24 protein-coding genes are annotated in these 24,252 nt (G+C 42.6%); 8 read left to right on the top strand and 16 right to left on the bottom strand.

All coding sequences use genetic code 11. The features are described from left to right. Positions 1–113 precede the first annotated feature (113 nt). The 7 genes from recG to ACM0OX_RS25520 form a co-directional block, all read right to left on the bottom strand. Positions 114–2,609 carry an ATP-dependent DNA helicase RecG gene (gene recG, locus ACM0OX_RS25490; RefSeq protein ID WP_414517683.1) on the bottom strand — a complete coding sequence of 832 codons (2,496 nt, stop codon included), beginning with the start codon at positions 2,607–2,609 and terminating at the stop codon, positions 114–116. Between the two features lie 136 nt (positions 2,610–2,745). Beyond that, entirely contained in the window at positions 2,746–3,606 is an 861-nt protein-coding gene (locus tag ACM0OX_RS25495; RefSeq protein WP_414517684.1) for a hypothetical protein, read from the bottom strand. A gap of 250 nt (positions 3,607–3,856) precedes the next feature. After that, positions 3,857–4,801 (bottom strand): translation elongation factor Ts, encoded by a 945-nt coding sequence (tsf, locus tag ACM0OX_RS25500; protein ID WP_414517685.1) that lies wholly within the window; start codon positions 4,799–4,801, stop codon positions 3,857–3,859. 238 nt (positions 4,802–5,039) lie between these two features. Next, on the bottom strand, positions 5,040–5,834 hold the full coding sequence (gene rpsB / locus ACM0OX_RS25505; RefSeq protein WP_012411819.1) for a 30S ribosomal protein S2: 795 nt from the start codon (positions 5,832–5,834) through the stop codon (positions 5,040–5,042). Between the two features lie 219 nt (positions 5,835–6,053). Next, positions 6,054–6,218, bottom strand: a complete 165-nt coding sequence (locus ACM0OX_RS25510) for a hypothetical protein (RefSeq protein ID WP_414517686.1) — start codon at positions 6,216–6,218, stop codon at positions 6,054–6,056. A gap of 372 nt (positions 6,219–6,590) precedes the next feature. Next, complete coding sequence (locus ACM0OX_RS25515) at positions 6,591–7,373, bottom strand: Uma2 family endonuclease (RefSeq protein ID WP_414517687.1); 783 nt, start codon at positions 7,371–7,373, stop codon at positions 6,591–6,593. A gap of 50 nt (positions 7,374–7,423) precedes the next feature. Next, on the bottom strand, positions 7,424–8,221 hold the full coding sequence (locus tag ACM0OX_RS25520) for an HAD-IIB family hydrolase (protein WP_414517688.1): 798 nt from the start codon (positions 8,219–8,221) through the stop codon (positions 7,424–7,426). A gap of 104 nt (positions 8,222–8,325) precedes the next feature. Between ACM0OX_RS25520 and ACM0OX_RS25525 the strand changes: the two genes are divergently transcribed. Continuing rightward, positions 8,326–9,150, top strand: coding sequence for a hypothetical protein (locus ACM0OX_RS25525; RefSeq protein ID WP_414517689.1), 825 nt, complete (start codon positions 8,326–8,328; stop codon positions 9,148–9,150). A gap of 59 nt (positions 9,151–9,209) precedes the next feature. Here ACM0OX_RS25525 and ACM0OX_RS25530 read toward each other — a convergent pair whose 3' ends face one another. The 4 genes from ACM0OX_RS25530 to ACM0OX_RS25545 all read right to left on the bottom strand — a co-directional run bounded on the left by ACM0OX_RS25530 (position 9,210) and on the right by ACM0OX_RS25545 (position 14,347). Then, positions 9,210–9,917 carry a DevA family ABC transporter ATP-binding protein gene (locus ACM0OX_RS25530; protein ID WP_414517702.1) on the bottom strand — a complete coding sequence of 236 codons (708 nt, stop codon included), beginning with the start codon at positions 9,915–9,917 and terminating at the stop codon, positions 9,210–9,212. Between the two features lie 128 nt (positions 9,918–10,045). Continuing rightward, positions 10,046–11,200: an ABC transporter permease DevC gene (gene devC, locus ACM0OX_RS25535; protein ID WP_414517690.1), complete on the bottom strand. Its 1,155-nt coding sequence runs from the start codon at positions 11,198–11,200 to the stop codon at positions 10,046–10,048. Between the two features lie 170 nt (positions 11,201–11,370). Beyond that, positions 11,371–12,795: an HlyD family efflux transporter periplasmic adaptor subunit gene (locus ACM0OX_RS25540; protein WP_414517691.1), complete on the bottom strand. Its 1,425-nt coding sequence runs from the start codon at positions 12,793–12,795 to the stop codon at positions 11,371–11,373. A gap of 814 nt (positions 12,796–13,609) precedes the next feature. Then, positions 13,610–14,347 (bottom strand): phycocyanobilin:ferredoxin oxidoreductase, encoded by a 738-nt coding sequence (locus tag ACM0OX_RS25545; RefSeq protein ID WP_414517692.1) that lies wholly within the window; start codon positions 14,345–14,347, stop codon positions 13,610–13,612. A gap of 201 nt (positions 14,348–14,548) precedes the next feature. Between ACM0OX_RS25545 and ACM0OX_RS25550 the strand changes: the two genes are divergently transcribed. Next, positions 14,549–14,779: a hypothetical protein gene (locus ACM0OX_RS25550; RefSeq protein ID WP_414517693.1), complete on the top strand. Its 231-nt coding sequence runs from the start codon at positions 14,549–14,551 to the stop codon at positions 14,777–14,779. Positions 14,780–14,828: 49 nt separating this feature from the next. Here ACM0OX_RS25550 and ACM0OX_RS25555 read toward each other — a convergent pair whose 3' ends face one another. From ACM0OX_RS25555 to ACM0OX_RS25575, 5 genes are all read right to left on the bottom strand, one after another. After that, positions 14,829–15,425, bottom strand: coding sequence for a Maf family protein (locus ACM0OX_RS25555; RefSeq protein WP_414517694.1), 597 nt, complete (start codon positions 15,423–15,425; stop codon positions 14,829–14,831). A 126-nt stretch (positions 15,426–15,551) separates the two neighbouring features. Next, positions 15,552–16,097 carry a photosystem II reaction center PsbP gene (psbP, locus tag ACM0OX_RS25560; RefSeq protein ID WP_334836517.1) on the bottom strand — a complete coding sequence of 182 codons (546 nt, stop codon included), beginning with the start codon at positions 16,095–16,097 and terminating at the stop codon, positions 15,552–15,554. A 315-nt stretch (positions 16,098–16,412) separates the two neighbouring features. Beyond that, positions 16,413–16,742 (bottom strand): ribulose bisphosphate carboxylase small subunit, encoded by a 330-nt coding sequence (locus ACM0OX_RS25565; protein WP_414517695.1) that lies wholly within the window; start codon positions 16,740–16,742, stop codon positions 16,413–16,415. Between the two features lie 45 nt (positions 16,743–16,787). Further along, positions 16,788–17,195, bottom strand: coding sequence for a RuBisCO chaperone RbcX (rcbX, locus tag ACM0OX_RS25570; protein WP_414517696.1), 408 nt, complete (start codon positions 17,193–17,195; stop codon positions 16,788–16,790). A gap of 177 nt (positions 17,196–17,372) precedes the next feature. Beyond that, on the bottom strand, positions 17,373–18,803 hold the full coding sequence (locus ACM0OX_RS25575) for a form I ribulose bisphosphate carboxylase large subunit (protein WP_181930930.1): 1,431 nt from the start codon (positions 18,801–18,803) through the stop codon (positions 17,373–17,375). A gap of 672 nt (positions 18,804–19,475) precedes the next feature. On the opposite strand from ACM0OX_RS25575, the gene ACM0OX_RS25580 reads away from it, so the two are divergent. The 6 genes from ACM0OX_RS25580 to ACM0OX_RS25605 all read left to right on the top strand — a co-directional run bounded on the left by ACM0OX_RS25580 (position 19,476) and on the right by ACM0OX_RS25605 (position 24,125). Next, positions 19,476–19,607, top strand: a complete 132-nt coding sequence (locus ACM0OX_RS25580; RefSeq protein ID WP_414517697.1) for a hypothetical protein — start codon at positions 19,476–19,478, stop codon at positions 19,605–19,607. Between the two features lie 56 nt (positions 19,608–19,663). After that, positions 19,664–20,770, top strand: coding sequence for a two-component regulator propeller domain-containing protein (locus ACM0OX_RS25585; protein ID WP_414517698.1), 1,107 nt, complete (start codon positions 19,664–19,666; stop codon positions 20,768–20,770). A gap of 110 nt (positions 20,771–20,880) precedes the next feature. Beyond that, positions 20,881–21,651 carry a 3-methyl-2-oxobutanoate hydroxymethyltransferase gene (gene panB, locus ACM0OX_RS25590; protein WP_194041460.1) on the top strand — a complete coding sequence of 257 codons (771 nt, stop codon included), beginning with the start codon at positions 20,881–20,883 and terminating at the stop codon, positions 21,649–21,651. Between the two features lie 14 nt (positions 21,652–21,665). Continuing rightward, positions 21,666–21,836, top strand: a complete 171-nt coding sequence (locus ACM0OX_RS25595; RefSeq protein WP_414517700.1) for a hypothetical protein — start codon at positions 21,666–21,668, stop codon at positions 21,834–21,836. A gap of 733 nt (positions 21,837–22,569) precedes the next feature. Beyond that, the gene (dapB, locus tag ACM0OX_RS25600; RefSeq protein ID WP_334929563.1) at positions 22,570–23,406 is read left to right on the top strand and encodes a 4-hydroxy-tetrahydrodipicolinate reductase; all 837 of its coding nucleotides are present in this window, start codon (positions 22,570–22,572) and stop codon (positions 23,404–23,406) included. A gap of 32 nt (positions 23,407–23,438) precedes the next feature. Then, on the top strand, positions 23,439–24,125 hold the full coding sequence (locus ACM0OX_RS25605) for a phosphate ABC transporter permease (RefSeq protein WP_414517701.1): 687 nt from the start codon (positions 23,439–23,441) through the stop codon (positions 24,123–24,125). The last annotated feature ends 127 nt before the right edge of the window (positions 24,126–24,252 follow it).

A 24,252-nucleotide genomic window follows, 5' to 3' on the forward strand; every position in this document is an offset into this window, starting at 1 on the left:
TGGCTCGTTTGCGGCAACTACAGTAAGAACCTCCACGGGACTTTCAAAGAATAGATTACTTTTAAAAGCTAGGAATGCATAGTCAGTTTCTCTCTTAAACTAACTAAGATATATTATGTCAAAATCGCTCCACCCATTAACCGCTCATACCGATACTTCAACTCTTCTTTCATTAAATACCAACGCTCTAAAGTTGCATCCATATCTATTATTTTCTCGGCTGCTTGGCGCGCTAAAAGTAAAACTTCCTCATCGTCAACCAAACTCGCTAAGGTAAAATCTGGCACTCCAGATTGACGAGTTCCCAAAACTTGCCCAGGCCCACGAAAACGCATATCCATTTCAGATATGAAAAAGCCATCCTGAGATTGTTCCAACACCTTCAACCGTTGTTGAGCATCAGGACTTCTGGAACTGCTCATCAACAAACAGTAAGATTGAGCCGCGCCACGACCAACGCGCCCGCGGAGTTGGTGAAGTTGCGATAAGCCAAAGCGCTCCGCATTTTCGATGAGCATTACTGTAGCATTAGGTACGTCTACACCGACCTCGACAACTGTAGTAGAAACCAAAACCTGCGTTTGGTTATCACGGAATTTGGTAATAGATTCGTCCTTTTCGGCTGAACTCATACGACCGTGTAGCAGCCCGACTTGAAAGTCGGGAAAAACGCTTTCTTGTAACTTTTGATGCTCGTCAACAGCCGATCGCAAATCTAATTTTTCTGATTCTTCCACTAATGGCAAAACCACATAAACTTGTCTACCTTGGACAATTTCTCGGCGGATCAGGTCGTAAGCATGGTTGCGTTGCTGACCAGATAATACTGTTGTCTGAATCTTTTGTCGTCCTGGCGGTAACTCATCAATTTGGCTTACATCCAAATCCCCGTGTATGGTCAGTGCTAAGGTTCGGGGAATTGGGGTGGCTGTCATAGTTAACACATGAGGTTGATTGCCTTTTTGCTGCAAACGTGCCCGTTGTTCTACCCCAAAGCGATGCTGTTCATCTATCACTACTAACCCTAATTGCTGAAAATTTACAGGGTCTTGAATTAAGGCATGGGTTCCTACTAACAGAGGTAATTCACCAGTTCCTAACTGAGAATGTATTTGTCTTCGTTTCGCAGCTTTAGTCGAACCTGTAAGTAATTCCACTGGTAAATGCAAGAGGTTAAACCAACTAACCAACTTGCGATAATGTTGTTCTGCCAAAACTTCTGTGGGAGCCATCAGCGCCGCTTGGTAGCCAGATTGAATTGCTGCAAGGATAGCCAGCACGGCGACGACTGTTTTACCAGAACCGACATCACCTTGCACCAAACGATTCATCGGCACAGGTTTTTGTAAGTCGTTGAGAATGTCGTTCAGAACTCGTTGCTGTGCGCCAGTGAGTTGAAAAGGCAGTATTTCGTGAAATTTCTCTACAAGTTGACCGCGTGGGACGAGGATGGCGCTGGTTTGAATCGCTCTTGCTTGCTGTTGACGTTGGAGTAACCCAAGTTGTAGGTAGAAAAATTCATCAAAAACTAGGCGACGACGGGCAACTTGTAGAGCAGCGCTATCGCTGGGAAAATGGATATTTGCGATCGCATCTTTCAATTCCATCAAACCATACTTTTGTCGTAAACCACTTGGCAAAGGATCTTTCAGGTTAGCCGCAGCAGGTAAAGCAGCAATTACCGCTTGTCGCACTGTATTCGCCACCACGCCTTCAGTCAGTCCATAAATTGGTACTACCCGCCCAATATTTAGCGATTCAATCGTATCTCCTGGACTTGCCAAAACCTCTAGTTCTGGATTATCCAGTGTCAAGCCGTATTTACTCTCTTTCACCAATCCACAGGCCGCCAGAATGCTACCTACTGGATAACGGCGTTTTAAACTTTCTTGCCAAGCGCGACTGCTAAAACGCGTACCTGCGTAAAAACGGCCAATTTTGATTTGACCGCTGTTATCTTTTACTACCAATTCTAAAATTGATAATTTCTGATTTTTAGGGCTAGTAAAGCAGTTGCAACGTTTCACTGTAGCCACTATTGTCACCGTCTCACCCGCCTGTAACTCGCGGATATTCACCTGACGAGCATAATCAATATGGTCACGAGGATAGTAGAAAAGCAAGTCACGGACGGTATGTAAACCAAGCCGTGCCAAATTATCAGCTTTTTTAAAACCTATTTCAGGTAAATCACTGAGTTTTTGCTCAATTTTAGGTGCAAGTCTCCGACTCACCTCAGAGATGATTTTAGATTTTGGATTTTGGATTTTGGATTGATAAGTTTTCCCTTGCTCCCCTGCTCCCCTGCTCCCCTGCTTCCCCTGCTCCCCCTGCTCCTCTTGCTGTAGTTGGGAAAGATACCTACGAGTCTCTGCTACTAAATGCTGCCTTTCTTCCTGTGCTAGATGTGGATAACTAGCAAATTGCACCGCTAATCCTTGCCAACGGCGGCGTTCAGTATGGGGTAAGCCTGTTGGGAATTTGCCCAAAGTTAGGCTCAGAAATTCACTGAAACGGTATTCTCTGCCCATCAAGTCTGTAAAGCCACGTTCAGCTTCTATTGCCAAGGCTTTGTGCAATCGTATCCAATCTGGTTTTTCATTAGTCATTGGTCAGCAGAGTTAGGAGTTAGGAGTTAGGAGGAGCCACTGCGTTGCGGGGGTTCCCCCCGTTGTAGCAAGTGGCGTTGAGGAGTTAAGAGCTAGGAATAAATAACTCATAACTCATAATTCATAACTCATAACTTTATTCAAACCAACTAGCGCGCCATGCAGCTTCCGCTTCAGCGATCGCTTTTTCTTTATATCTCTTTTTATACTCTCGTCCTAGTTTGTTTAGTTGAATTAAAATACTGCGAATTCGCTTGCGCTCAGAGGAAAGTGTCACATCCGCAAATTCAATTTCTCCTAGCCGCAGGTTAATAGCCATAATTTGAGTCAGTCCAGAATCTTCTGACTGTTGCTCATTTTCAATTTCAATTACTAAATTTAATAAATTGGGTGGCCCTGGCATGACCTCAGCAGATGCTTCTGATGCTGCCGCCGCTGCTGCTAAAATCGGTTCTGGTAATTTTTTCGGTAATATTCCAGCTTTTTGTAACAAAAGATTAGCATCATGCGAAAGTTTTTTCAGTATCTCTTGCGCAACCTCTTCTAATTTCTGTTGCCATTTTGCTAGTTCTATCGGATCGGAGGTGTTAGCAGTGAGATACTGAGAATTAGAAGTGTTCAGAAATAGTGAAGATGAAGAGGGTGTTACTTCCTCATCCACCTCATCCATCTCATCTATATCATCTCCCTCATCCACCTCATCTTCCTCTGATTCTTGACTTGTAAGATAAATGAGCAATTGTTCAGCTGCCAGTTGACCCAACTTACGAATAGCTTGTTGCAATTGTTGGCGTTGATTCAATGACAAATGCAGGAAGTTTTCGGGATACCCTTGAGTGCAGAGGTGGTAACTTGCGAGAATCAACTGTTTGCGTAAAGCTAGCCCCAAGGTATTTAGATAACTAGCATAAGCGCTTTGTAGTTCGATTGCGATCGCTCGGATCGCTTCTTGGAGTGCTGCAATATCCTGCTCAATTCGCTCGATTGCTCTTGCCATATTTTTTCGCTCTTGCCCATCTGAACCATTACATAGTACAAATGTACAAACTTATTTTAGGATAACTTTTCAGAGAATTGTAGATTTTAAATTAAATGCGAAATTTTCTGTCTTTTTTAAATAAAATACAGGTCAGGCTATTTGCTTGACCTGTCTTTTCAGCAGTTAGGAATTAAGAATTATAAGTTATGAATCATGAAGCTAACTTCCTATTAACTCCTAACTCCTAACTCCTAACTCCTAACTAATATTACTTGGTGCCCATTTGTGCAGCGACTTCATCAGCAAAGCTGATTTCTTGCTTTTCAATGCCTTCGCCCAGTATGTAACGGACAAAGCGAGTCACTTGAATCTCTTCGCCTAATTGTGCCTTCACTTGCTTTATCAAGTCTTCTACAGAAATACTCTGATCGCGAATGTAAGGCTGGTCAAGCAAAGTCAATTCTTTCAGGCGTTTTTCAATCCGTCCCTGAACAATCTTTTCTTTGATGTTTTCAGGCTTGTTCGCCAAATCATCCTTGCCCATTTCAATGTCTTTTTCCTTTTGGGCAATTTCGGCGGGGATTTGGTCTACGCTCACATACTCGACATTGGGACAAGCCGCAACTTGCATTGCAGTGTTCCGTGCCAAGGTTTGGAACTCTGAATTAGTAGCCACTGACTCAGTTTGGGAACCCAGTTCTACTAATACACCAACTCGACCGCCAGTATGAATGTAGCTGTCTACTACGCCTTGTGTGCCTTCTGCTATTGCAAAATTAACAAAGCGACGCACTTGGATGTTTTCACCAAGGGTGGCAATGGTTTGCTTGATGGATTCTTCTACAGTCGCACTTTCATTCTCAATATAGGGTTGAGCCAGCAAAGACTCAACACTATCAGCTGTCGCTGCTTGCTTTGCTAGATTCTTAACTAAAGCTTTAAAAGCCTCGTTACGAGCAACAAAGTCGGTTTGGCAGTTGACTTCTATGAGTACACCCACTCGACCTTCGGGCTGAATGTAAGTGTCTACTAGACCTTCCGCCGCAATGCGATCGCTTTTTGCTCCCGCTTTAGAGATGCCCTTTTTCCGTAGCCAGTCTGCGGCTTCTTCTACGTTGCCTTCAGTCTCTATCAGCGCCTTTTTGCAGTCCATCATGCCAGCACCAGTTTTTTGGCGTAGCTCTTGGACGAGTTTTGCAGATATTTCCGCCATGTTGCCTCAATTCCTAACTTGACCTCGAGTTGTAATCGCTCAACTAATTTAGTACTGAGTACTGAGTTTTGTTAGCGTTAGCGGGGCGTTTAGCCCGTGCTGAGTTTTGAGTGTTCAGTTATCAATTTTATTCTTCATTGACAAATCACAACTTACAACTTCAAAAATCAAGACTCAGCACTATTCAATTTGCTGAGTCTTTCTATCTTACTCAGGACTTAGCACTCTTCACTCAGCACTATTCTTCTGTTTCCTCGTCGGGAATTACGGCATCAGTATATTCGGTTTCTTCGTAGTCATCGTCATACTCACTGCCGTCGTAATCTTCGTAATCATCTTCAGCATCCAGCTGACCGTGACGACCTTCATAAATGGCATCTGCCAATTTTCCGACTATCAGCTTAATCGATCTGATAGCATCGTCGTTCGCGGGGATGGGGATATCTACTACATCAGGGTCACAGTTTGTATCCAACATGGACACAATGGGAATATTCAGCTTTTGGCATTCTTGAACTGCGTTATATTCCCGACGTTGGTCTACGATTACCACGATATCGGGCACTTTCCGCATTGTTTTAATGCCGCCCAAGTATTTCTGAAGCTTCGTCATTTCCCGACGTAGCATTGATGCTTCTTTTTTCGGCAATAAATCTAGTGCGCCAGTTTCTTCACGGCGTTCTAAATCTTTCAGACGGTCAACCCGTGTTTTGATGGTTGCCCAGTTGGTCAACATTCCGCCCAACCAGCGTTGGTTAATGTAGTGGGAACCACAACGGCTAGCTTCTTGGGCAATAATTCCAGCGGCTTGACGCTTGGTACCGACGAAAAGAAATTTCTTCCCTTGTTCTGCATGCGATCGCATGTAGTTGTAAGCATTATCCATCAACTGGGCAGTTTGCACCAAGTCGATAATATGCACACCATTGCGGGAAGTATAAATGTAAGGAGACATTTTTGGGTTCCAACGCCGGGTCTGATGCCCAAAGTGAACCCCTGACTCCATCATTTGAGCCAATGAAACTACTGGCATATATTTTTCAACTCCGATTCGGGTTAAACCTCCATCCAAGTGTATTTCCCAATTGGGAAACACCCGAATTCTTAGATGTGCGAGATTAGTTAACCATACTAGGTTAGCATATTCTGAAGAGTTGTAGTTGCTTGACCGAGTGAGGTCAATAAAATAGTGCTGCCTACTCAACAATTGGGCAGCACTTAATAATGAAAATCTTGCTTTTTTAAAGGTCTACTAGCGGTCTTCTCGATCTTCGGGTTTAGGTTTTTGTCGCCGTTGTTCGAGCCGATCGTCGATAGTTTCTCTCATTTTGCGATCGGCAGCGTCCATCGCAGAATACTTAAAGCGGTTGACTATGCCACTGAACAAGTTGCCAAAGAATCTTTCAATTTCTTGCATAATTTTATACCTCACTATTTAAAGGTAAATTCTTGACTTGACATTGGTCTTGGACTTTTTAGTGGAAGTTAGAAATAAAACACCAACTTGTCCTTCAAGTATCTATTAGTCTCTTAGCGTCTCTGGGTGCTTAAAGGCTGGCGGTTTATTTATTTTTTAATTCAGTTTTGCTTGTGAATGACTGTATAAAACAGTCTTCACAATAAAATTAGTATTGTTGACACTTACTAGATTGAAACGCGCTAGAGATTCATCTATTGTATTCTGTCTCAGGTAATAAATGTAGCAAAAACATAGGTAACAAATTGTCTACTAGTTCATAACACTTACTACGTCTACGACGAGCGTAACTATAGCAACTTCTGGTGCATGTTACTCAATAGTATCGGGGTCTACATTGAGCGATCGCAACCTTGCCTTTAACTGTTCTATCTGTAACTCTGCCTGTTCTGCTCGTTGGCGTTCTTGTTCTGCTCGTTGACGTTCTTGTTCTGTTCGTTGGCGTTCCTGTTCTGCTCGTTGACGTTCCTGTTCTACTAGTTCTTCTGCTTGCTGTCTTGCTAAAACTTCTTGTCGTAAAGCCTCTACTAGTTCACCAGGAATCAGTAATTTTTCCCCTGTATCCTCAGGGTAAAACCCAATTAGCCTTCCCTCAACCACCAAGCGCAGTTGTAACGGTTCACTGCGTCCATCTTGTATCGGTTCATAGATTTCTCCCCGCAGGCGATAGCCACGTAACTGTTGTTCTACCCACTCGCCTTTAGGGTCAAATAGCCAGTATTCCTTGACGCCTAGCTGCTCATAAAGGGTCTTTTTAAAGATTTCGTCTTGTCCTTTAGTACCAAAGGATGTCATTTCAAAAATAACTGTCGGTACTTGACCCTCTTCCCAGATTTTATAGTTGTCCCGACCGCCAGGTGCAACATCAAAAATCACCATCACATCTGGAGCTACCCGCAACTTGGGAAAGCCTTGTGCATAGTAAAGAAATTGATTTGCCAAGACTGTTGCCTGACGATTTTTCAGATACTGTTTCAGGACTTCTAAGGTAGTTAGTAAGGCATAAAGGTGGTCGTAAGTTTCTGCCACTGGTTGACCATCAGCACTGGGGTAAAAGATTTCTGATTCGACACTAACAGGTACAGTAGCCGTCATGGTTATAAAATCAGTGCTACGAGATTATTGTAGAACAACTCTACTTCTCTCTAACTTGAGATGTGCAAGCTTTTTAAAATATAACTAGATAACTCACAAAAACCTTCCCCTTCGGCAGCAGTAGTAATGTAAGCAGGCTGATATTTCAACTGATTTACATATTCCAGGACATTTGCCACGCCTACAGAAACAGGAAAATAATCCCGATTAAATAAACTTTCATCATTGGGGCTATCGCCCACAGTGACAATTTGTTCTGATGAATACTGGGGCAAATATTCGCGCAATACTTGCAACAATCCCACGGCTTTATCTTGCCCTTGGGGTTTAATGTGACACTGCACGTTGCTATAGGTAAATCCCCAGCCCAGTTGTTGACAGAGATTATCTAGGGTTTGTAGTTCGTCTTCACGCAAACCAGCTACATCAAAAGTCCAGTCGGTGACGCGAAAGCGATTATCAGCAGATTCTTGGATTTGGGGAAATTTAGTTTGTAAATTCTCAAAAGCCTTAGCCAAGTGCTGGCGATGTTGAACCAAATCGGGAATGGGTGTTAAGACTATTGGTTTCTGATTTCCAGGTGGAAAGAACAAACCACCATTTTCTGCGATCGCACCTGCTACTGGCATCAAACTACTCAATCCACTTACCCACCCAGCCGAACGTCCGGTGACAATTAGCACTTTAATGTCATCTGTGGCTAAATCCTCTAAAGCTTGTAGCAGTGCTGGAGTAAATTTTCCTCGTCTAGTCAAGGTGCCATCCATATCTGTGGCTATCAGACGAATATTGCTCAAGCTTGTAGATGAAACCTCAGATAGGGGAGCGAGGCTCAAATCTCTGGACATATACGGTTTGTAAAAGCCTGTAAAAAATATTAATCATACAGCAAGATGACCCTAAAGATTTGGGCATCCTAAACATCAGGAGTCAAGTTTTTCAGTTTCCCACCATGTCCACTTCAATGTTTCTTGCCCAATCCTCTGGGAAAAAGGCTACTAAAAAGGCATCCCAGGAAGTGCCAGCAAGTAATCCTCAAATACCACCATTATTGTTGGTAACTTCTGGAGGACTGGCTTTAGTGGTGATTGCTTTGATTGTGTATATTAAACTCCAGAAGGATAAGCTGGATAAAAAACTTAAGTTTGAACAATTCCGCGCCAGAGAACTAGAGAAAAAGTTTAAGCTGGCGCTGGAAACAATTCGCAAAATGGAAACTAATCCCGATTTGGTGAACTCACGGGACTTTAACCTGGATTATCTGCGAATGCGGATGTCAGAGGAGGTGTTTCACTTTGCAATTCTTAATCAAATAAAGATTCAGATCAAAGAAAAAATTTCTCAAGCCCTGCGTCCAAATCAAGCCCAACAAGGATCGGTTGGAATTGCTAATAGTGCTGGACGGCAAGTAGATGAAATTTTTGATGTCGAGTATGAGACTGGTAGTCCAGGGAATTCTGCTAAACGGGTGCTGTTTCGGATTCAAATCAAGTTAATGAAGTTACCGACGCAAGCAACTTCTGCGACTATTAGTCAAATTATTGATTGTATAGAAACTTACTTAAGCCCCATAGAAGACGAAGATAGTTGGCAACCAATAATTCAAGGTCGGATTGCTACCATGCATTGGGATCAAAAGGCTAAACCTACGCCTTTACTAGTGCTAGAACAATCGAATGAAGGCGTGAATGTAACTTTCCGTACTAGTCGCCAACCAAATACTCCAACTCCACCAAAGCCATCTGGAATTAAAAAATCAGGCTCGGCTAGACAATAATTTATGGTTGTCATTGGTCATTGGTCGTTCACAAAGGACAAATGACTAATGACTAAAAATCATGACTCAATAACTGTATTGGGTGAATTACGGGTTAAAAGACCATCTTCCATTTCGACGATGCGATCGGCTATGTCTAAAATACGGTTGTCGTGTGTCACCAATAAGATAGTAGTTCCCTGATTTTTGGCTAGACTCTGCATTATTTCCACAACATCGCGTCCTGATTGTTTGTCTAATGCGGCTGTTGGTTCGTCTGCTAGTACCAAAGGAGGACGATTCACCAAGGCGCGGGCGATCGCAATTCTTTGTTTTTGTCCACCAGAAAGATTGTCTGGGTAGTAATCAACTCGTTCTTCTAAACCAACAGACCCCAGCATAGCTTTTGATTTAGCCACTGCTTCTGCTTGAGAAATATTATCGTTCAATTCCACTGCCATTTGCACATTTTGCTTGGCTGTCAAGAACCCTAGCAAATTGTGAGCTTGGAAAATATAACCAATGTTGCGTCGCATCTGCACTAATTTGTTTTGACTGACACCAATAAGTTCCTCACCTAAAAATTTTAAACTTCCTTCTTGTACAGAACGTAAACCACCAATTAAGCTCAGTAATGTTGTTTTACCTGAACCTGATGGCCCAGTCATAATCACAATCTCACCTGGATAAATGTCTAGGTTGATATCAAATAATATCTGTTTTCTCAGTGCGCCTTTGCCATAGAAGTGATTGAGATTTTTAATGGCGATTACAGGTTCTTTTTCCATCATATTTTTGTTAGTTATAAATTAGTAGTTCCAAAATTTAACTGTAATAACTGTCAGAAATTAAATTCTCTTAGTTTTGATCGTAAGTCAAATTTATTGTTAACATATTTTAATTAAGATTGAATTAATTAAAAGATATCTGCTGGATCGGCAGAGCGTAATTTTCTAACTGCGATCGCACCAGAAATAATGCACATCAGCATAGTCAAAATCAATACCATTGTCGCTCGTTCAAAACTCATAAATACTGGTAAGAGTGTTGCATTTCTGGCACTGTCATACATAAATAAGGCAAAAACTATTCCAGGAAAATAGCCTAAAACTGCTAATAATAAAGCTTCTTGTAGAATGACCGTCAATAAATAGTTTTGTGTGTAACCTATCGCCTTGAGGGTAGCGTACTCAGCTAAGTGGTCTGCAACTTCTGTATAAAGAATTTGATAAACAATCACAGTCCCCACAATGAAACCCATGACAGTCCCTAATGTAAAAATAAAGCCAATAGCTGTACTATTCGCCCAGTAACTCCGCTCAAAATCAATAAATTCTTGTTTAGTTAAAACATTTACTTCATTAGGTAAATACTTTCGTAATTGTTGAGCAACAACATTAACATCGGCTCCCGGTTTTAATCTAATTAGCCCAATATCAATTAATCCTTTTTGACGATTGCTGAATATTCGCAGAAAGTTGATATCGCTCGTAATTAAATTACCATCTGCGCCAAATGATGCACCTAATGTAAATAGCCCTTCTACTTTAATTCGCCGCCTTCGTACTTCTGCTGTTACAGGCTTTCCTTGGTCATAATTAGCAGCGATTGGGCCATACTCTACCCTAGAAGAACGGTCAAACAGAACTACATCAGGTAGTTTAAGCTTATCTAAATTTTCCTGAACTCCAGGTAAGTTAACTAGATTAGTTTCTGGGTTCATTCCAAATATTAGGATACTCCGAGGACGCCCGGTTACAGGATTTTTCCAGATTGTAAAGTCCAAATAGATTGGATGTACTGATTGAACTGCGGGTAATTCTAATGCTTTATATAATCGTCGCTGAGAAAAGCTTCTCATCGCCAATATAGCGTTAGATTGACTATTAATTAAAACAATATCGCCTTGCAAACTGTTATGGAATCGAACGTTACTATAATACAGAGCATCCCGAAAGCCGAGTTGCATAAACATTAAAATATCGGCAAAAGCAATTCCTGCTAAAGCTACAGCTAGGCGGGTTTTTTCCCTTGTCAGTTGTAGCCACGACAGAGGTATTTTTTGATTCATTTTATAGGCGTCTCAGCAAGTTTAGCGTTTTAGATTTTCAACCCATTATGGTGACACCCGTACCGGATTGATAGAATGTTTAAAATTGATTATTAAACAGACTATTCAAGAATATTTTTAATCCAAAATATCAAATTATGGATTAAGATTACTGCTCATCGACAACTTAATTAATTATTAATATCGACAATAACTTTGGCATAAGTCAAACCAGAAACTTTCTGGCTATCTTCTGGAGATAGAGCAATTTTCACTTCTACAACTCTGGCATCCACATCTGCGGCTGGATCTGTATTCAGCACATCTTTTTTACCAATTTTTCTGCCAATTTCAGTGACAGTTCCCTTTAATTCGCCGCTAAATGCGCCGTTATCACTGGTGATAGTGGCATTTTGACCAAGACGCACTTTACCAATGCTGTCTTCAGCAACTTCAGCAATTACAAACATTTGGTTGGTTTGGCCAATTTCAGCAATGCCATTTGCGCCGATCGCTTCACCCGATTTGGTGTAAACCTTTAAAATCTCTCCAGCGATTGGTGCTTGAACGTAGCTTAACCTTAGTTCTGCTTCGGCTTTTCTGACATTTGCGATCGCATTACTAACTTGGGCTTGTGCTACTTGCACATCGGTAGGACTAACATCTAAAATTCGGCTTAGTTTGGCCTTTTCTTCATCGATTTGTCTTTGCAAAGTTGCCACATTTTTATCGCGGTTAACTTTAGCTTCGATTAACTGCTGTTGCAAAGTTGCTGAATTTTGTATTTGGTTGGCTCTAGCCTCAGCAAGTTGCTGTCGCAAGGTTGCCAATGTCTGCTTTAGGGTAGCTTGGCTTTCAGCCACCTGCTGATTAGCAGTTATTGCACTCAAGCGTCTTCTGTCCCGCTCTTGCTGAGAAATAGCACCTTCTTTGTATAAATAATCATAGCGTCCGGCATCGACTTGAGCATTGCGCTGTTCGGCTTGAATACGTGTAATCGTTGCTCTGAGAGCATCTCTTTGCCCGCTAAGTTCAGCTTCTAGGCGATTCACGGTTGCTTGTTGGACAAGTTTATCACCACTTAACTGAGCTGCAACCCGCGCGATTGTTGCTTGCCCTGCATTCCTTTCGCCAATTAACTGCGCTTGTAGGCGAGCGATAACTGCTCTTTGAGCTTGAATATCTCTGGGAGAGCCAGCCCTGACTTGCGCTAAATTCGCACTGGCTTCTTGGACTTTCGCTTTTGCCTCTTGTAATCCGGCTACTTGGGTATCGCGGTTGTCCAAAATTGCCACAATTTGACCTTGCTTTACCCGTTCACCCTCTCTCACTAGAAGTTGCTGAATTCGTGACGATGGCGCTAATCCTGATGATGGGGCGGACAATTTAACAACTTCGCCTCGCGGTTCTAAACGCCCTACAGCACTAATGCTATTGGTAGATGGCATTACGGGTGCGGATGTAGTTAGTTTCCTTAACTGCTCAATTTTAGCCGTACCTAGTATCCCAGCGGCGATTACTACTGGCACGGCTACAGCGATACCCCACCAAATCTTAGGTTGTTCATGATTTAGTGTCTGTTCACTTGGTTTCGGCTTTTCAGTCACCCTTGACATAGTATGTTGCCCATTTACCTGAATTGTGCTGATGGAAGTAAAAATAAAAAGGTTTTTAATCAACAGCCAGCTGTTAGGACAAACAACAGTGGTTTCAAGCTGGGTATGGCTTAAAAATCCATTGTGTGATGAACGTTCAACACTATGGCTTAACAAAATGGTATTTTCTATAGCCGCTCATTATGTATGCAATACACTTTGACCTCTCTCCAAACGGCTTTGAGGCTTACTAGGGGACGGGGTTAGGTCTGTATTGAAACTGAGAAATGCTATAGTAGCTGGCTATTCAATAACTCTGAGTATTATTGAGACATGAGTGCAATGGGAGTTAGCAGAATTCACAAGCAGTATGAATTTAGATATAGAGACGCGATATATCGCATTTCTATAAAAAATTCTAAATTGGTATGATGCGGTACTTTACTGCTACATTGACTACAGCTATAGTTAGTCACAAAATTGAAAAGAAACATCAAAAATAGACTGTTGCCTTTGTTGGACACAATCTTGCTACAAAAGTTAGTCTTCCTTAAGTCAATCAACGATTAACTAACTAAAAAATGTCTGTAAATTTAAACATTCCTAACATCAGAGTTTCCTTAACTTTCTGGTCAATGAGTTAGTTGTCTCTAGTTGTTTGCACCTACCAAGACAACAAACCATTTTGTAATATTCGCTTCAAAGACCTTACTATTCTCCCTGTTCTGTTTTGGAACTCCATAAAACTCTCGTTGAATGAATTCTACATTTATCTATTAGCTGAAAACGTAGCAGAGCCTACAGATGGGGGAGATGAGGGAGATGGAGGGGATGATTAAGTTGGCAGGTCGAATAAAACTGTGGTCATGTAATTTTCTGCCCAAGCTGGGCCAAAGGCTTTTTCTAGGACGCGGCGGGTTTTATCGTTTTGCTGCTGTTTGGTGCAGTAGTTGTGTTGTCCGGCGAGATTTTGGCTGACTTGTTCAACTGAAACAGGATGTGAGGCGATCGCTTGGGTACAATGAATGTCTAAAAATTCTCGCACCCGCGAGAGAAACATTGTTTCTTCTTCAGGGGAACTGGGGCGGACAAAGATACAAAAATCCGAAAAAATATTTCCCCATTCTGGTAATTCACGGGGTTGGGAAAAGTTAAGCACTGGTAGCTGTGTCAGTGCAGAAGTATAAGATTCTGGTAAGGTGCGTTCTACTTGGATAGGAGAAAGGTCTGCGATCGCAGCACTAATTTGACCTCTACCCCCAACTAAATCACAACCAAACATCGGCAGGTTGTATTCTGGACGGGGAAACATGACGCAGTGCAAAATATCCAGCATATTGCCGATTTTTGCCAGTTCCAAGTGCATTTTCCGAAACTGGGGCGTTTGATAGCAACGGTTTTCAATCGTCAGTTTTTCGCCTTCTAATCTACCTTCCACATACCCCAACTCATTAGGCAAATGGTAAGGGGATAAATCCAGGTGTTGATGCCAAGCTGCCTCAATACAATCAGCTAGCTGACGAATTAGGGGATGTTGTTGCTCACGCAGCGAGGGCATAGAAGTAAATGACATATTCTAGTTGGGAATGCGATCTAATGGCCAGTCTACAACCTGTCGTGCCATACCTGTTCTGGTCTGCAATATAAGCAAACACTTACACCCAGCCAACGTAAATTTATAAGACAGATGCTTTTCACAAGGATTATTTATTTTGTAGTCTAGGTTACAGAAATAATTTTAGATTAGCCCATTTGTGAAGGTTAATAGAAAGCTATGAAACTAGATTCTCATAGACCGGGTTTTGCTATGCAAGCAAGAAGGCACAATAATCTGGAAGGCTTACAGAGGTTCAGAGCTTCTACTTGGGTAAACCTTTTGCAACTTCCCAACCCCTTTAGTTTTGACGAAGCACTTTTATTATGTCCGGTTTCAGCGGATGAGTGGCTAGCCTGGATTCCAGATCATGGCGAAGCAATACTCAATATTAGGGAATTTAGTTATTAGTCATTTGTCATTTGTCATTTGTCATTGGTTAATAACTTTAGACAAGGGACTATTGCTGCCAGAAATCAGTGACATCGTATCCCAATTCACTTAGCATCTGCCGCAGCAGGGGTAAACTAAGTCCAATTACATTGCTGTGACAGCCTTCAATTTTTTCCACGAAGAAACTACCAAAACCCTCAATGGCAAAGGCTCCAGCACACTTAAGTGGTTCACCAGTGGCAACATAAGCTTTAATTGCCTTCTCGCTCATTTGAGCAAAGTAAACTCTTGTGACTTGTGACTTGACTAAAGTCCGATTTTGCTCATGGTCAATTAAAGCGTGACCTGTGTACAAATCACCAAAGTTACCTTGCATTATCTGCCAACGTGCGATCGCTTCAGAGAAGTCTGCTGGTTTGCCGTAAATTTCACCATTGATGGACAAAACTGAATCACAACCTATAATCAAAGCCGATTCAAACTGTGGGGCTACAGTTTCCGCTTTATACTGAGCAAGACTTTTGACCAATTCTGCTGGTTCACTTAGTTCAATTTGCGACTCATCAAAGTCACTAGGTCGAACTATCGGTTCAATACCAACAGTTTGCAGCAAGCGGCGTCGGGCTGGGGAAGCTGAAGCAAGTACAAAAGGTGGAATTTTCATGAGATTTTAGAAAAATTTGTTAATTGGGCATTGGGCATTATCTTTATTTTTGATATTTCCTGTTCCCTGTTCCCTATTCCCTGTTCCCTGTTCCCTGTTCCCTATTCCCCATTCCCTACTCCCCAATTAATAAACAGAAAAAGAATTGACAACCTCATCAATCATTCGTTTAACTTTCTGCCAGCGTTTTTCAGGAATTGAGGCGTTGAAGGTAAAAAGTTTACCACGGCTCACAGCGACACTGGCAATGTTGTGTCGTTGCTGTTGATTGGGAAGTTTAACCTCATACTCTAAAAGGTAGTATGTTTTACCGTCTACTTCTCGCTGTGCAGCATTGACTAATTCAGCCGAACGACCAGAGTCAGGAGGCGCGAGAGCCGCTTTTCCTAATTTGTATCCTACTTCTGTTGGGGTTCCCAATTCTGACAAAGTTTTGCCTTCTGGAACTGGGCTAATCACAACCGAAACATTTTCAGACACCTCAATCAAATCATGAAAAACCACATCTGGCCCATCGGCAACTTTAACTGGAAGCCAGCCGTTAGGATATAAAAACTGATAGCCATCACCACTGTCTACAAAGCTTTTGAGTCCAGCCGCAGCCGCTACATCCGAATTACTCAGACTGAAGCTCAACACCAATAGCAAAATTAATACAATTCGTTTCCACATTTCTACAGATTCCTTTGGGCTGGAGATAACACAAGGCTTGCATCATTTCTCGTCTTTATTCTCCCACCAAGCGGGACGCTTCGGATAATGTATTAGATGGTGAAGTATAAATGCTTAAAGTTCCCAATGATATTAGTCTTTCCAGTTTGCTGATACTGGAAAGCAAACATTGAGCTTCATAATGAGTTTTCTCATAAAGCTCAATGTTCCGTAACACCTAATTATAAAAAAGGAGAGGTGGATAATTCTACCTCTCCTATATGGGAATAGACAAATTACTTGAACTATCCCATGATTAATTCCAACTAACTAGACTTAGTATCTGTTGGGTTTGTGAACAAGAAAGCTAAGAATTTGGCACTGCTTGATGTTGTCAAAACCCACAACACGGATATAGCTGTTGTTGAATTGAGAACGGCATCCTTGAACTTCGCTCAATACTTCTTGAGTGGATTTAGCACCGAACAAAGGCAACTTCCACATTGTCCAATATAATTCTGTTGGCTCAGAAGTTTCGTTAAACTCGATCGCTGGAATGTAACCTTGATTCAAAATGTACTGGATCTGCTTGCCAATTTGAGCATCAGACAGAGGGGGAAGATAAGAAAGGGTTTCGTAACGACGCTCTTTTGGTAAAGTTTGCATAGCTTTTGATAATTGGTTGCGATTTTTACTAGTAGATTGACCGAACTAATTGGATAAGTTATCCAAATTCTGATCTGAAGTTGTTTGCTGTTCTGGTTGCAGACTGGGGTTAGATGTGTCTATTCGTGTGATACGTTCTAAATGCTGGCGACGCTGCTCCATATTGGCTTGTTGAATGCCAGTGTGAACCATTTCCGGTAAAAATTCTACAATTTCTTCCGCAATATGTTCTCTGACAGTCATGATTCGCAAAGCCAAATCTGGTTTTTCTCGCAACAGTTGCTCAATGAATGACTCACCATTTTGAATTTTGCCAGACGAAAAGTTATGCAACCAAAGTTCTAATGGCGGATTAGTTTCGCCTAGCTGTGCCAATACTGTCCTTAGAGCCTGATAAGTCAGATAGCTTTGGAGAGTTTTGGCTGTGTCCTTCGCAATTTGCTTAAGATTCATGCTTGACCCCAGCCCTGAAGAGTTATGAGTTATGAGTTATGAGTTATGAATTAATGCAAATCCTAACTCTTGTACAGACGCGATTCATGAGCCAGCGCGTTGCGGGGGTTCCCCCCGTTGTAGCGACTGGCGTCGCGTCTCTACTTCTAACTCTTAACTCTTAACTGTTAACCCAGATCAGACGGTATCCATTGCTTCAAACTCGAACTTGATTTCTTTCCACAGTTCGCAAGCAACAGCCAGTTCAGGAGACCACTTGGCAGCTTCGCGGATGATATCGTTACCTTCACGAGCCAAGTTGCGGCCTTCGTTACGAGCTTGAACAACGGCTTCCAAGGCGACGCGGTTAGCGGTTGCACCAGGAGCGTTACCCCAAGGGTGTCCCAGAGTACCACCACCGAATTGTAGTACGGAGTCATCACCAAAGATTTCTACCAGTGCGGGCATGTGCCATACGTGGATACCACCAGAAGCAACTGCCATTACACCAGGTAGAGAAGCCCAGTCTTGGGTAAAGTAGATACCACGAGACTTGTCTTGCTCAATGTAGTTTTCACGCAACAGGTCAACGAAGCCCATTGTGATGCCGCGCTCACCTTCCAACTTACCAACTACTGTACCAGTGTGGATGTGGTCGCCACCAGACAAACGTAGGGCTTTAGCCAATACACGGAAGTGGATACCGTGGTTCTTTTGACGGTCAATTACAGCGTGCATCGCACGGTGAATGTGCAGCAAGATACCGTTATCGCGGCACCAACGAGCCAATGTGGTGTTAGCTGTGAAACCTGCGGTTAGGTAGTCATGCATGATGATGGGCTGCTTGAGTTCTTTAGCGTACTCAGCCCGTTGCAACATTTGTTCGCAGGTAGGAGCGGTAACGTTGAGGTAGTGACCTTTGATTTCACCGGTTTCTGCTTGAGCTTTGCTGATAGCTTCAGCTACGAACAAGAAGCGATCGCGCCATCTTTGGAATGGTGCGGAGTTGATGTTTTCATCGTCTTTGGTGAAGTCCAAACCACCGCGTAAGCACTCGTATACAGCACGTCCGTAGTTCTTAGCGGAAAGACCCAATTTGGGCTTAATGGTACAACCCAACAAAGGACGACCGTATTTGTTTAACTTGTCGCGCTCAACTTGAATACCGTGAGGAGGCCCTTGGAAGGTCTTGATGTAAGCTACTGGGAAACGGATGTCTTCTAGACGCAGTGCGCGCAGAGCTTTGAAACCAAATACGTTACCAACAATTGAGGTCAATACGTTGGTTACAGAACCTTCTTCAAACAAGTCCAAAGGATAAGCAACGTAACAAATGTACTGGTTGTCTTCGCCGGGAACTGGTTCGATGTCATAGCAACGACCTTTGTAGCGATCGAGGTCGGTGAGCAAATCTGTCCACACAGTTGTCCAAGTACCTGTGGAGGATTCAGCCGCAACAGCCGCACCTGCTTCTTCGGGAGGAACACCAGGCTGAGGTGTCATACGGAACGCAGCTAGAAGATCGGTATCTTTTGGTGTGTAATCGGGTGTGTAATAAGTTAATCTGTAATCTTTAACCCCGGCTTGATACCCAGATTTGCTCTGAGTCTTCGTTTGAGCGTAAGACATAATTTTATCCTTCCCTGAAATCACTCTTGTTAATTATCAAATCACGTTTTGTGCAACTTCCCCTCACTCTGCTCTTACCCCCCTTCATCGGGGAAAAGATCAGGAAAATTTTTGTTAAGGATTGTTTTTGGCAAAGGTTAGCAGTTTTTTTGCGGCGGACACTTTGGTAGCGGTGGTAGCCCTCCTCACCAGTGTTTTCCCCTTCTAGGGGTACACGACCTAGCGCTTCTACTGTTCCCTCTTGCTAAAAATCAAAATTCTTTTTTACTTCTTCTTCGCACCCAACTAAACCTTCTCAATTTCACCAAAACTTCCGCCTTTTGTGGGCAGTATTTAGATAATTCCCCCATAAATCAGGGTATTCAGGGGATTGGGCTGGCTGGCACACATTCCCGCCTTTACACTCCTTATATCTTTTCGTTTAATGGAAAAGATACTAGAAAAGAATTTACTTGACAGAGATTTAGCAGAGTGGTGAGCAAAAGATAAAAGAATTGCACACCGCGTAATTTGTAACTTGTTTCACAATATATCAAGAATTCGATAAGTTATTCTTTGAAAGTTTTTAACTTATCTATTTAATTTTGTTATTACATAAAGATTTAAACTTTTTGTTACAAAAGCTTTACAAAATGTCATTAATAACTGTAAAGGACTGAAAAGATCGGGGAGATGGCGAAATCCCCAGTCTTCAGCGATGCACTCAGTTTCGGCTGCGCGGTAATCGAGCGAAGTCGAGATTCAACTACCGCTTGTGGTTGGCGTAGCCTCTCCAATAGTTGTGTCCCCAATCCCAATGTTTAAAAAATCCCAGCTAGGGGAACACTGAAATTAACCCAAAGCCAGTTTAGGTAAATGCTATGGGTACTGTCTCCAAAGGAAATATCACCGTGGTATTGTTTTACAAGCGTACTAGTTTATTAATTACTTCTATCTTGCTAGGGTTGATAGCTTTGCCAAATATGGGATGGGCGCAAAAAACCCCTGACATTAATTCATCTGATGTAACCCCCGCTTACCCAGCTTCCGCACCGCCACCGCGAGTAGAATCTTTGCCTGATGAGCGGGGAGTTGAAGAAAATTCGCCAAAAACTGATTATCGTGTTGGTAACTTACTAGGAGATGTTACAGGTAATCTTTGGGTAGGTTCTTGGCGGGGACTATCGCGGATTGATCCCAAAACCGGCAAGATTATTTCTCGTGTGAGCTTACCGAATGTTGCCATTGGTGCTTTAGCCCAAGACAAAGTAGGACGTTTGTGGGTAGGAAGTTATGAAGGACTAGTTCGAGTTGACCCCCGCACTAACGAAATCACCGCCCAAAATTTATTTTTGCCTTCTAAACGCGTGTTGTCACTGTTACTTGACAAACGGGGTTATTTGTGGACTGGAACCGATAGCGGTTTAGCTCTCATTAGTCCCGACCAAGGCTTGATTATGACAACATTAAAAAATCTGCCTGGTGTCAGTGCTAATGCCTTGACTTTAGATGCAGAAGGTCAATTGTGGGTTGGTACTCTGGATGGATTGGTGCGGGTAAATACTGCTAGTGCTGCGATTATGAAGCGAATAACCGATTTACCAGGAACGACTGTACAAGCTTTAGCTATTAGTCCAGAAGGGTTAATTTGGGCGGGAATGCCGAATAATTTGCTCGTTATTAACCCAAAAACTGGTGCAGTGTTACGGTCTGTAACTCGCCTGCGTGGGCGTGATGTGACAGCGGTACGTTTTGCTAAAGATGGTAGTCTCTGGGTCGGGACTAATAATGGTTTGTTACGATTAAATCCAAATACAGGAGCTGTATTAGACGAAGAAGTTGCTGGACTTCCTTCTAGTCGGGTTCTTACCCTTGCACCTGATATCGGCAATAAATTATGGATTGGCACTAGTGAAGGTCTAGCTTGGTTAATGCCCAAAACGGACAGTGCAAAACCCCATATTGCTTTCAGCCGCGCCGTTAAGTAGGGATTAGGGGACAGGTTACAGGGTAAAGGGGACTGAATTCTTTCTAATAGCCCATCACCTATTACTTATCCCCTATCCCCTATCACCTATCCCCTATCCCCTAATTCAAAATGGCAATCACTACCCAGCAATTAATTCAATGGAAACAACAGGGACGTTCAATTGTCGCGTTGACCGCCTGGGATTATGCGATCGCTCAACTCCTCGATGCAGCTGGTGTAGACTTAATCCTTGTGGGTGACTCGATGGCAGTAGTTTTAGGGTATGAAACAACACTGCCGATAACTTTGGATGAAATTATCTATCACGCTAAAGCTGTGCGCCGTGGGGTTAAACGGGCATTAGTAGTTGTAGATTTACCATTTCTGACGTATCAAGAAAGTCTCCAACAAGCGATGCACTCAGCTGGGCGGGTACTAAAGGAAACGGGCGCTCAAGCGGTAAAGTTAGAAGGTGGCTATCCAGCAATGGCCGAAACTGTGGCTCGTTTAGTAGAAGCCGGAATTCCGGTAATGGGTCATGTGGGTTTGACACCGCAATCAATACATCAACTGGGTTTGCGACAACAAGGTAAAACGCAAGAAGCCAGTGAGAGGATTTTACAAGAAGCGATCGCTCTCGAACAAGCGGGTGTATTTTCTCTAGTTTTAGAGCATATACCCGCAGATTTAGCAATGCAGATTTCACAAAAATTGAGTATTCCCACAATTGGTATCGGTGCGGGAATTCACTGCGATGGACAAGTTTTAGTTACCTCAGATGTCCTTGGACTGGCAGAAAAGCATCCACCATTCGCCAAAGTTTACACAAACTTGCGCGAGACGATTACCAAAGCCGTGCAAGATTATGCTGTGGAAGTGCGAGAGCGAAAGTTTCCTTAACTTCATCATTAGCTATGGCTGAAACTGAAGCAACAAATTTTTTAATAGTTCTACTTCAACAAGATGCAGAGCATATACAAACTTGGTTGAGAATGGTTTGGGTAAAGCAACAGCAAGTACCAGAAAAATTTAACTGGCTTGGTTTGGCTGAAATCTCTACTTTCAGAGCGCAAGAATTTATCTAAGAGTAAACATTTTCTTCCAAACGAGGAACTGAATACTTGGATTTCACTTGGGGAAAAATTGCCCTAAGCCATGTTGATTCAGTCTTTCGGAAATCCTTTAAGCAGTACTGCAACCTAAATCAACAGTAACTACTAAAGAAATTTTAAATAAGCAGCTAATGAAGAAGATAAAAAACCCCGACTTGATAGCCGAGGTAGATGGGAGAAGTCCAAATGTCGATGGGATATTTTAAAACCGAAGTCTGTTTTTCTTAGTTAACACCCAATGCAACCAAAACTATATAGGTAATAGACAAGGTGCAGTTTTAGCTATGCAGCTTTCTTTGGCGCTTTACTAAGCTATGTAAACAAATATAACAATAATATTACAAATGGTCAACTAGACTTGACAAACAAAGGCTGATATATTTTATAAGGATTACTTATCAAGGCAGTACGAGCGGCAAAAAAAACGGGTGTGCCGCGTAAGATAGTGCAATAAAAACGAGAACCAATCTTCTGAGGAGTAGAAAAACTAAGCGATTATAGAATTTACGCACAGGTAACGGAAAATCGAACCACAGAGGCACAGAGAACACGGAGGAATAAGAGTTTGAGAGGTATTTTGCGTAAGTCCTGGATTAGCTGCACAATTCAAGGTAGGTGGAATTAAGCCAGAGATTTGAGAAGCTAGCTACTAGATCGCGAAAGTCTTTACAATTCCCTTGTTGACTCAAAAAGTATTTCTCGACCTATGACGAATCAAGCTCCTATACCGGTTATTGTCAACGGTGCTGCTGGCAAAATGGGCCGTGAGGTGGTTAAGGCGGTGGCACAAGCGCCTGACTTAAACTTAGTGGGTGCAATTGACTACAGTTTGGAACATCAAGATAAAGATGCCGGGGAGTTGGCAGGTTTAAGCGAACCTTTGGAAGTGCCGATTACCAATCAATTAGAACCGATGTTGGGGTATGTGGCTGGCGACAGACAGTCTCCTCCAGGGGTGATTGTAGACTTTACCCATCCCGATTCAGTTTATGACAATATTCGCAGTGCGATCGCTTACGGTATTCGTCCTGTAGTTGGCACTACTGGCTTAAGTCCAGAACAAATTCAAGACTTGGCAGATTTTGCCGACAAAGCTAGCACAGGCTGTCTAATTATTCCTAATTTTTCCATTGGGATGGTGCTATTGCAACAAGCTGCGATCGCAGCCTCAAAATATTTTGACCATGTAGAAATTATCGAACTGCATCACAACCAAAAAGCTGATGCTCCCAGTGGTACTGCCATTCAAACGGCGCAGTTACTAGGAGAATTGGGTAAAACTTTTAACCCTGCTCTTGTAGAAGAAACGGAAAAATTACCAGGAGCAAGGGGCAGTATCGCAGATGAAGGGATTAGAATTCATAGCGTCCGCTTGCCAGGATTAATTGCCCATCAGGAAGTGATTTTTGGCGCAGCAGGACAGATTTATACTTTACGACATGATACGAGCGATCGCGCTTGTTATATGCCAGGAGTGCTACTAGCGATTCGCAAAATCTTAGCGCTAAAGTCGTTAGTATATGGATTAGAAAAGATACTTTAAACACACAATTGGGCATTCATTACTTAGCACTCATGTTAGTACCACTGACTCGCCAGAAATTTGAACAAGTTGTCCCCCTAATTGCCACTGGTTTGCAGTACAAATACTATTGGGGGAAGTTCTCAAATTTTTTGCAACGGCTGTTAATTTCTGTAGTTGCGGTAGTTGTGATTTTGCTTGCAACAGTTATTTTCAAGCTTGAGTTTGCTTCAATAGTATTTATACTAGGGGTAATTAGCGCTTTTTTTTGGCTGTGGTATCCAGTGTTTCAAGCAAGTATGCGGAATTTACAATGCCGCCGTTATAAATACGGTGGCTTTTTCCGTGGTCGAGTCTTAGATTGGTGGATTACAGACCAGTTGATGGGTAAAACCGAAACAGTCAATAACAAAGGCGAATTGGTGATTATAGAAAACCGAGAAAAACAGATAAATTTAGAGGTGGGTGATGACACAGGATTTACTATTGAGTTTGTAGCACCATTACGTCCTGCCCACAAAGTTATTACTCGCGGTCAAATTGCAGAAATGGTAGTGATGTCCAATCGCCCAGATTTGAGCAGCATTGATGAATTCAGCGATATATACTTTCCCAATCGTAACCTGTGGGTTAGCGATTATCCTTATCTGCGCCGGGATTTCTTTAACGAAGTCGGTCGTCGCTTGCGTGAAGACCAACAACAAAAGCCGCGTCGGCGGCGTCGTAGAGTAGAGGATTGAAGAGGTAATCATAATCAATAGACCTCTTGCAAAAGTCCCTAACACCCCACCCCCAACCCCTCCCCGCTTGCGGGGCTACGGTGTACACACAAGTCCTAAAAACCTAGCTTGATAAGACTTTCCTCGT

Source organism: Nostoc sp. PCC 9305 (assembly GCF_963920915.1).
Taxonomy (GTDB): domain Bacteria; phylum Cyanobacteriota; class Cyanobacteriia; order Cyanobacteriales; family Nostocaceae; genus Nostoc.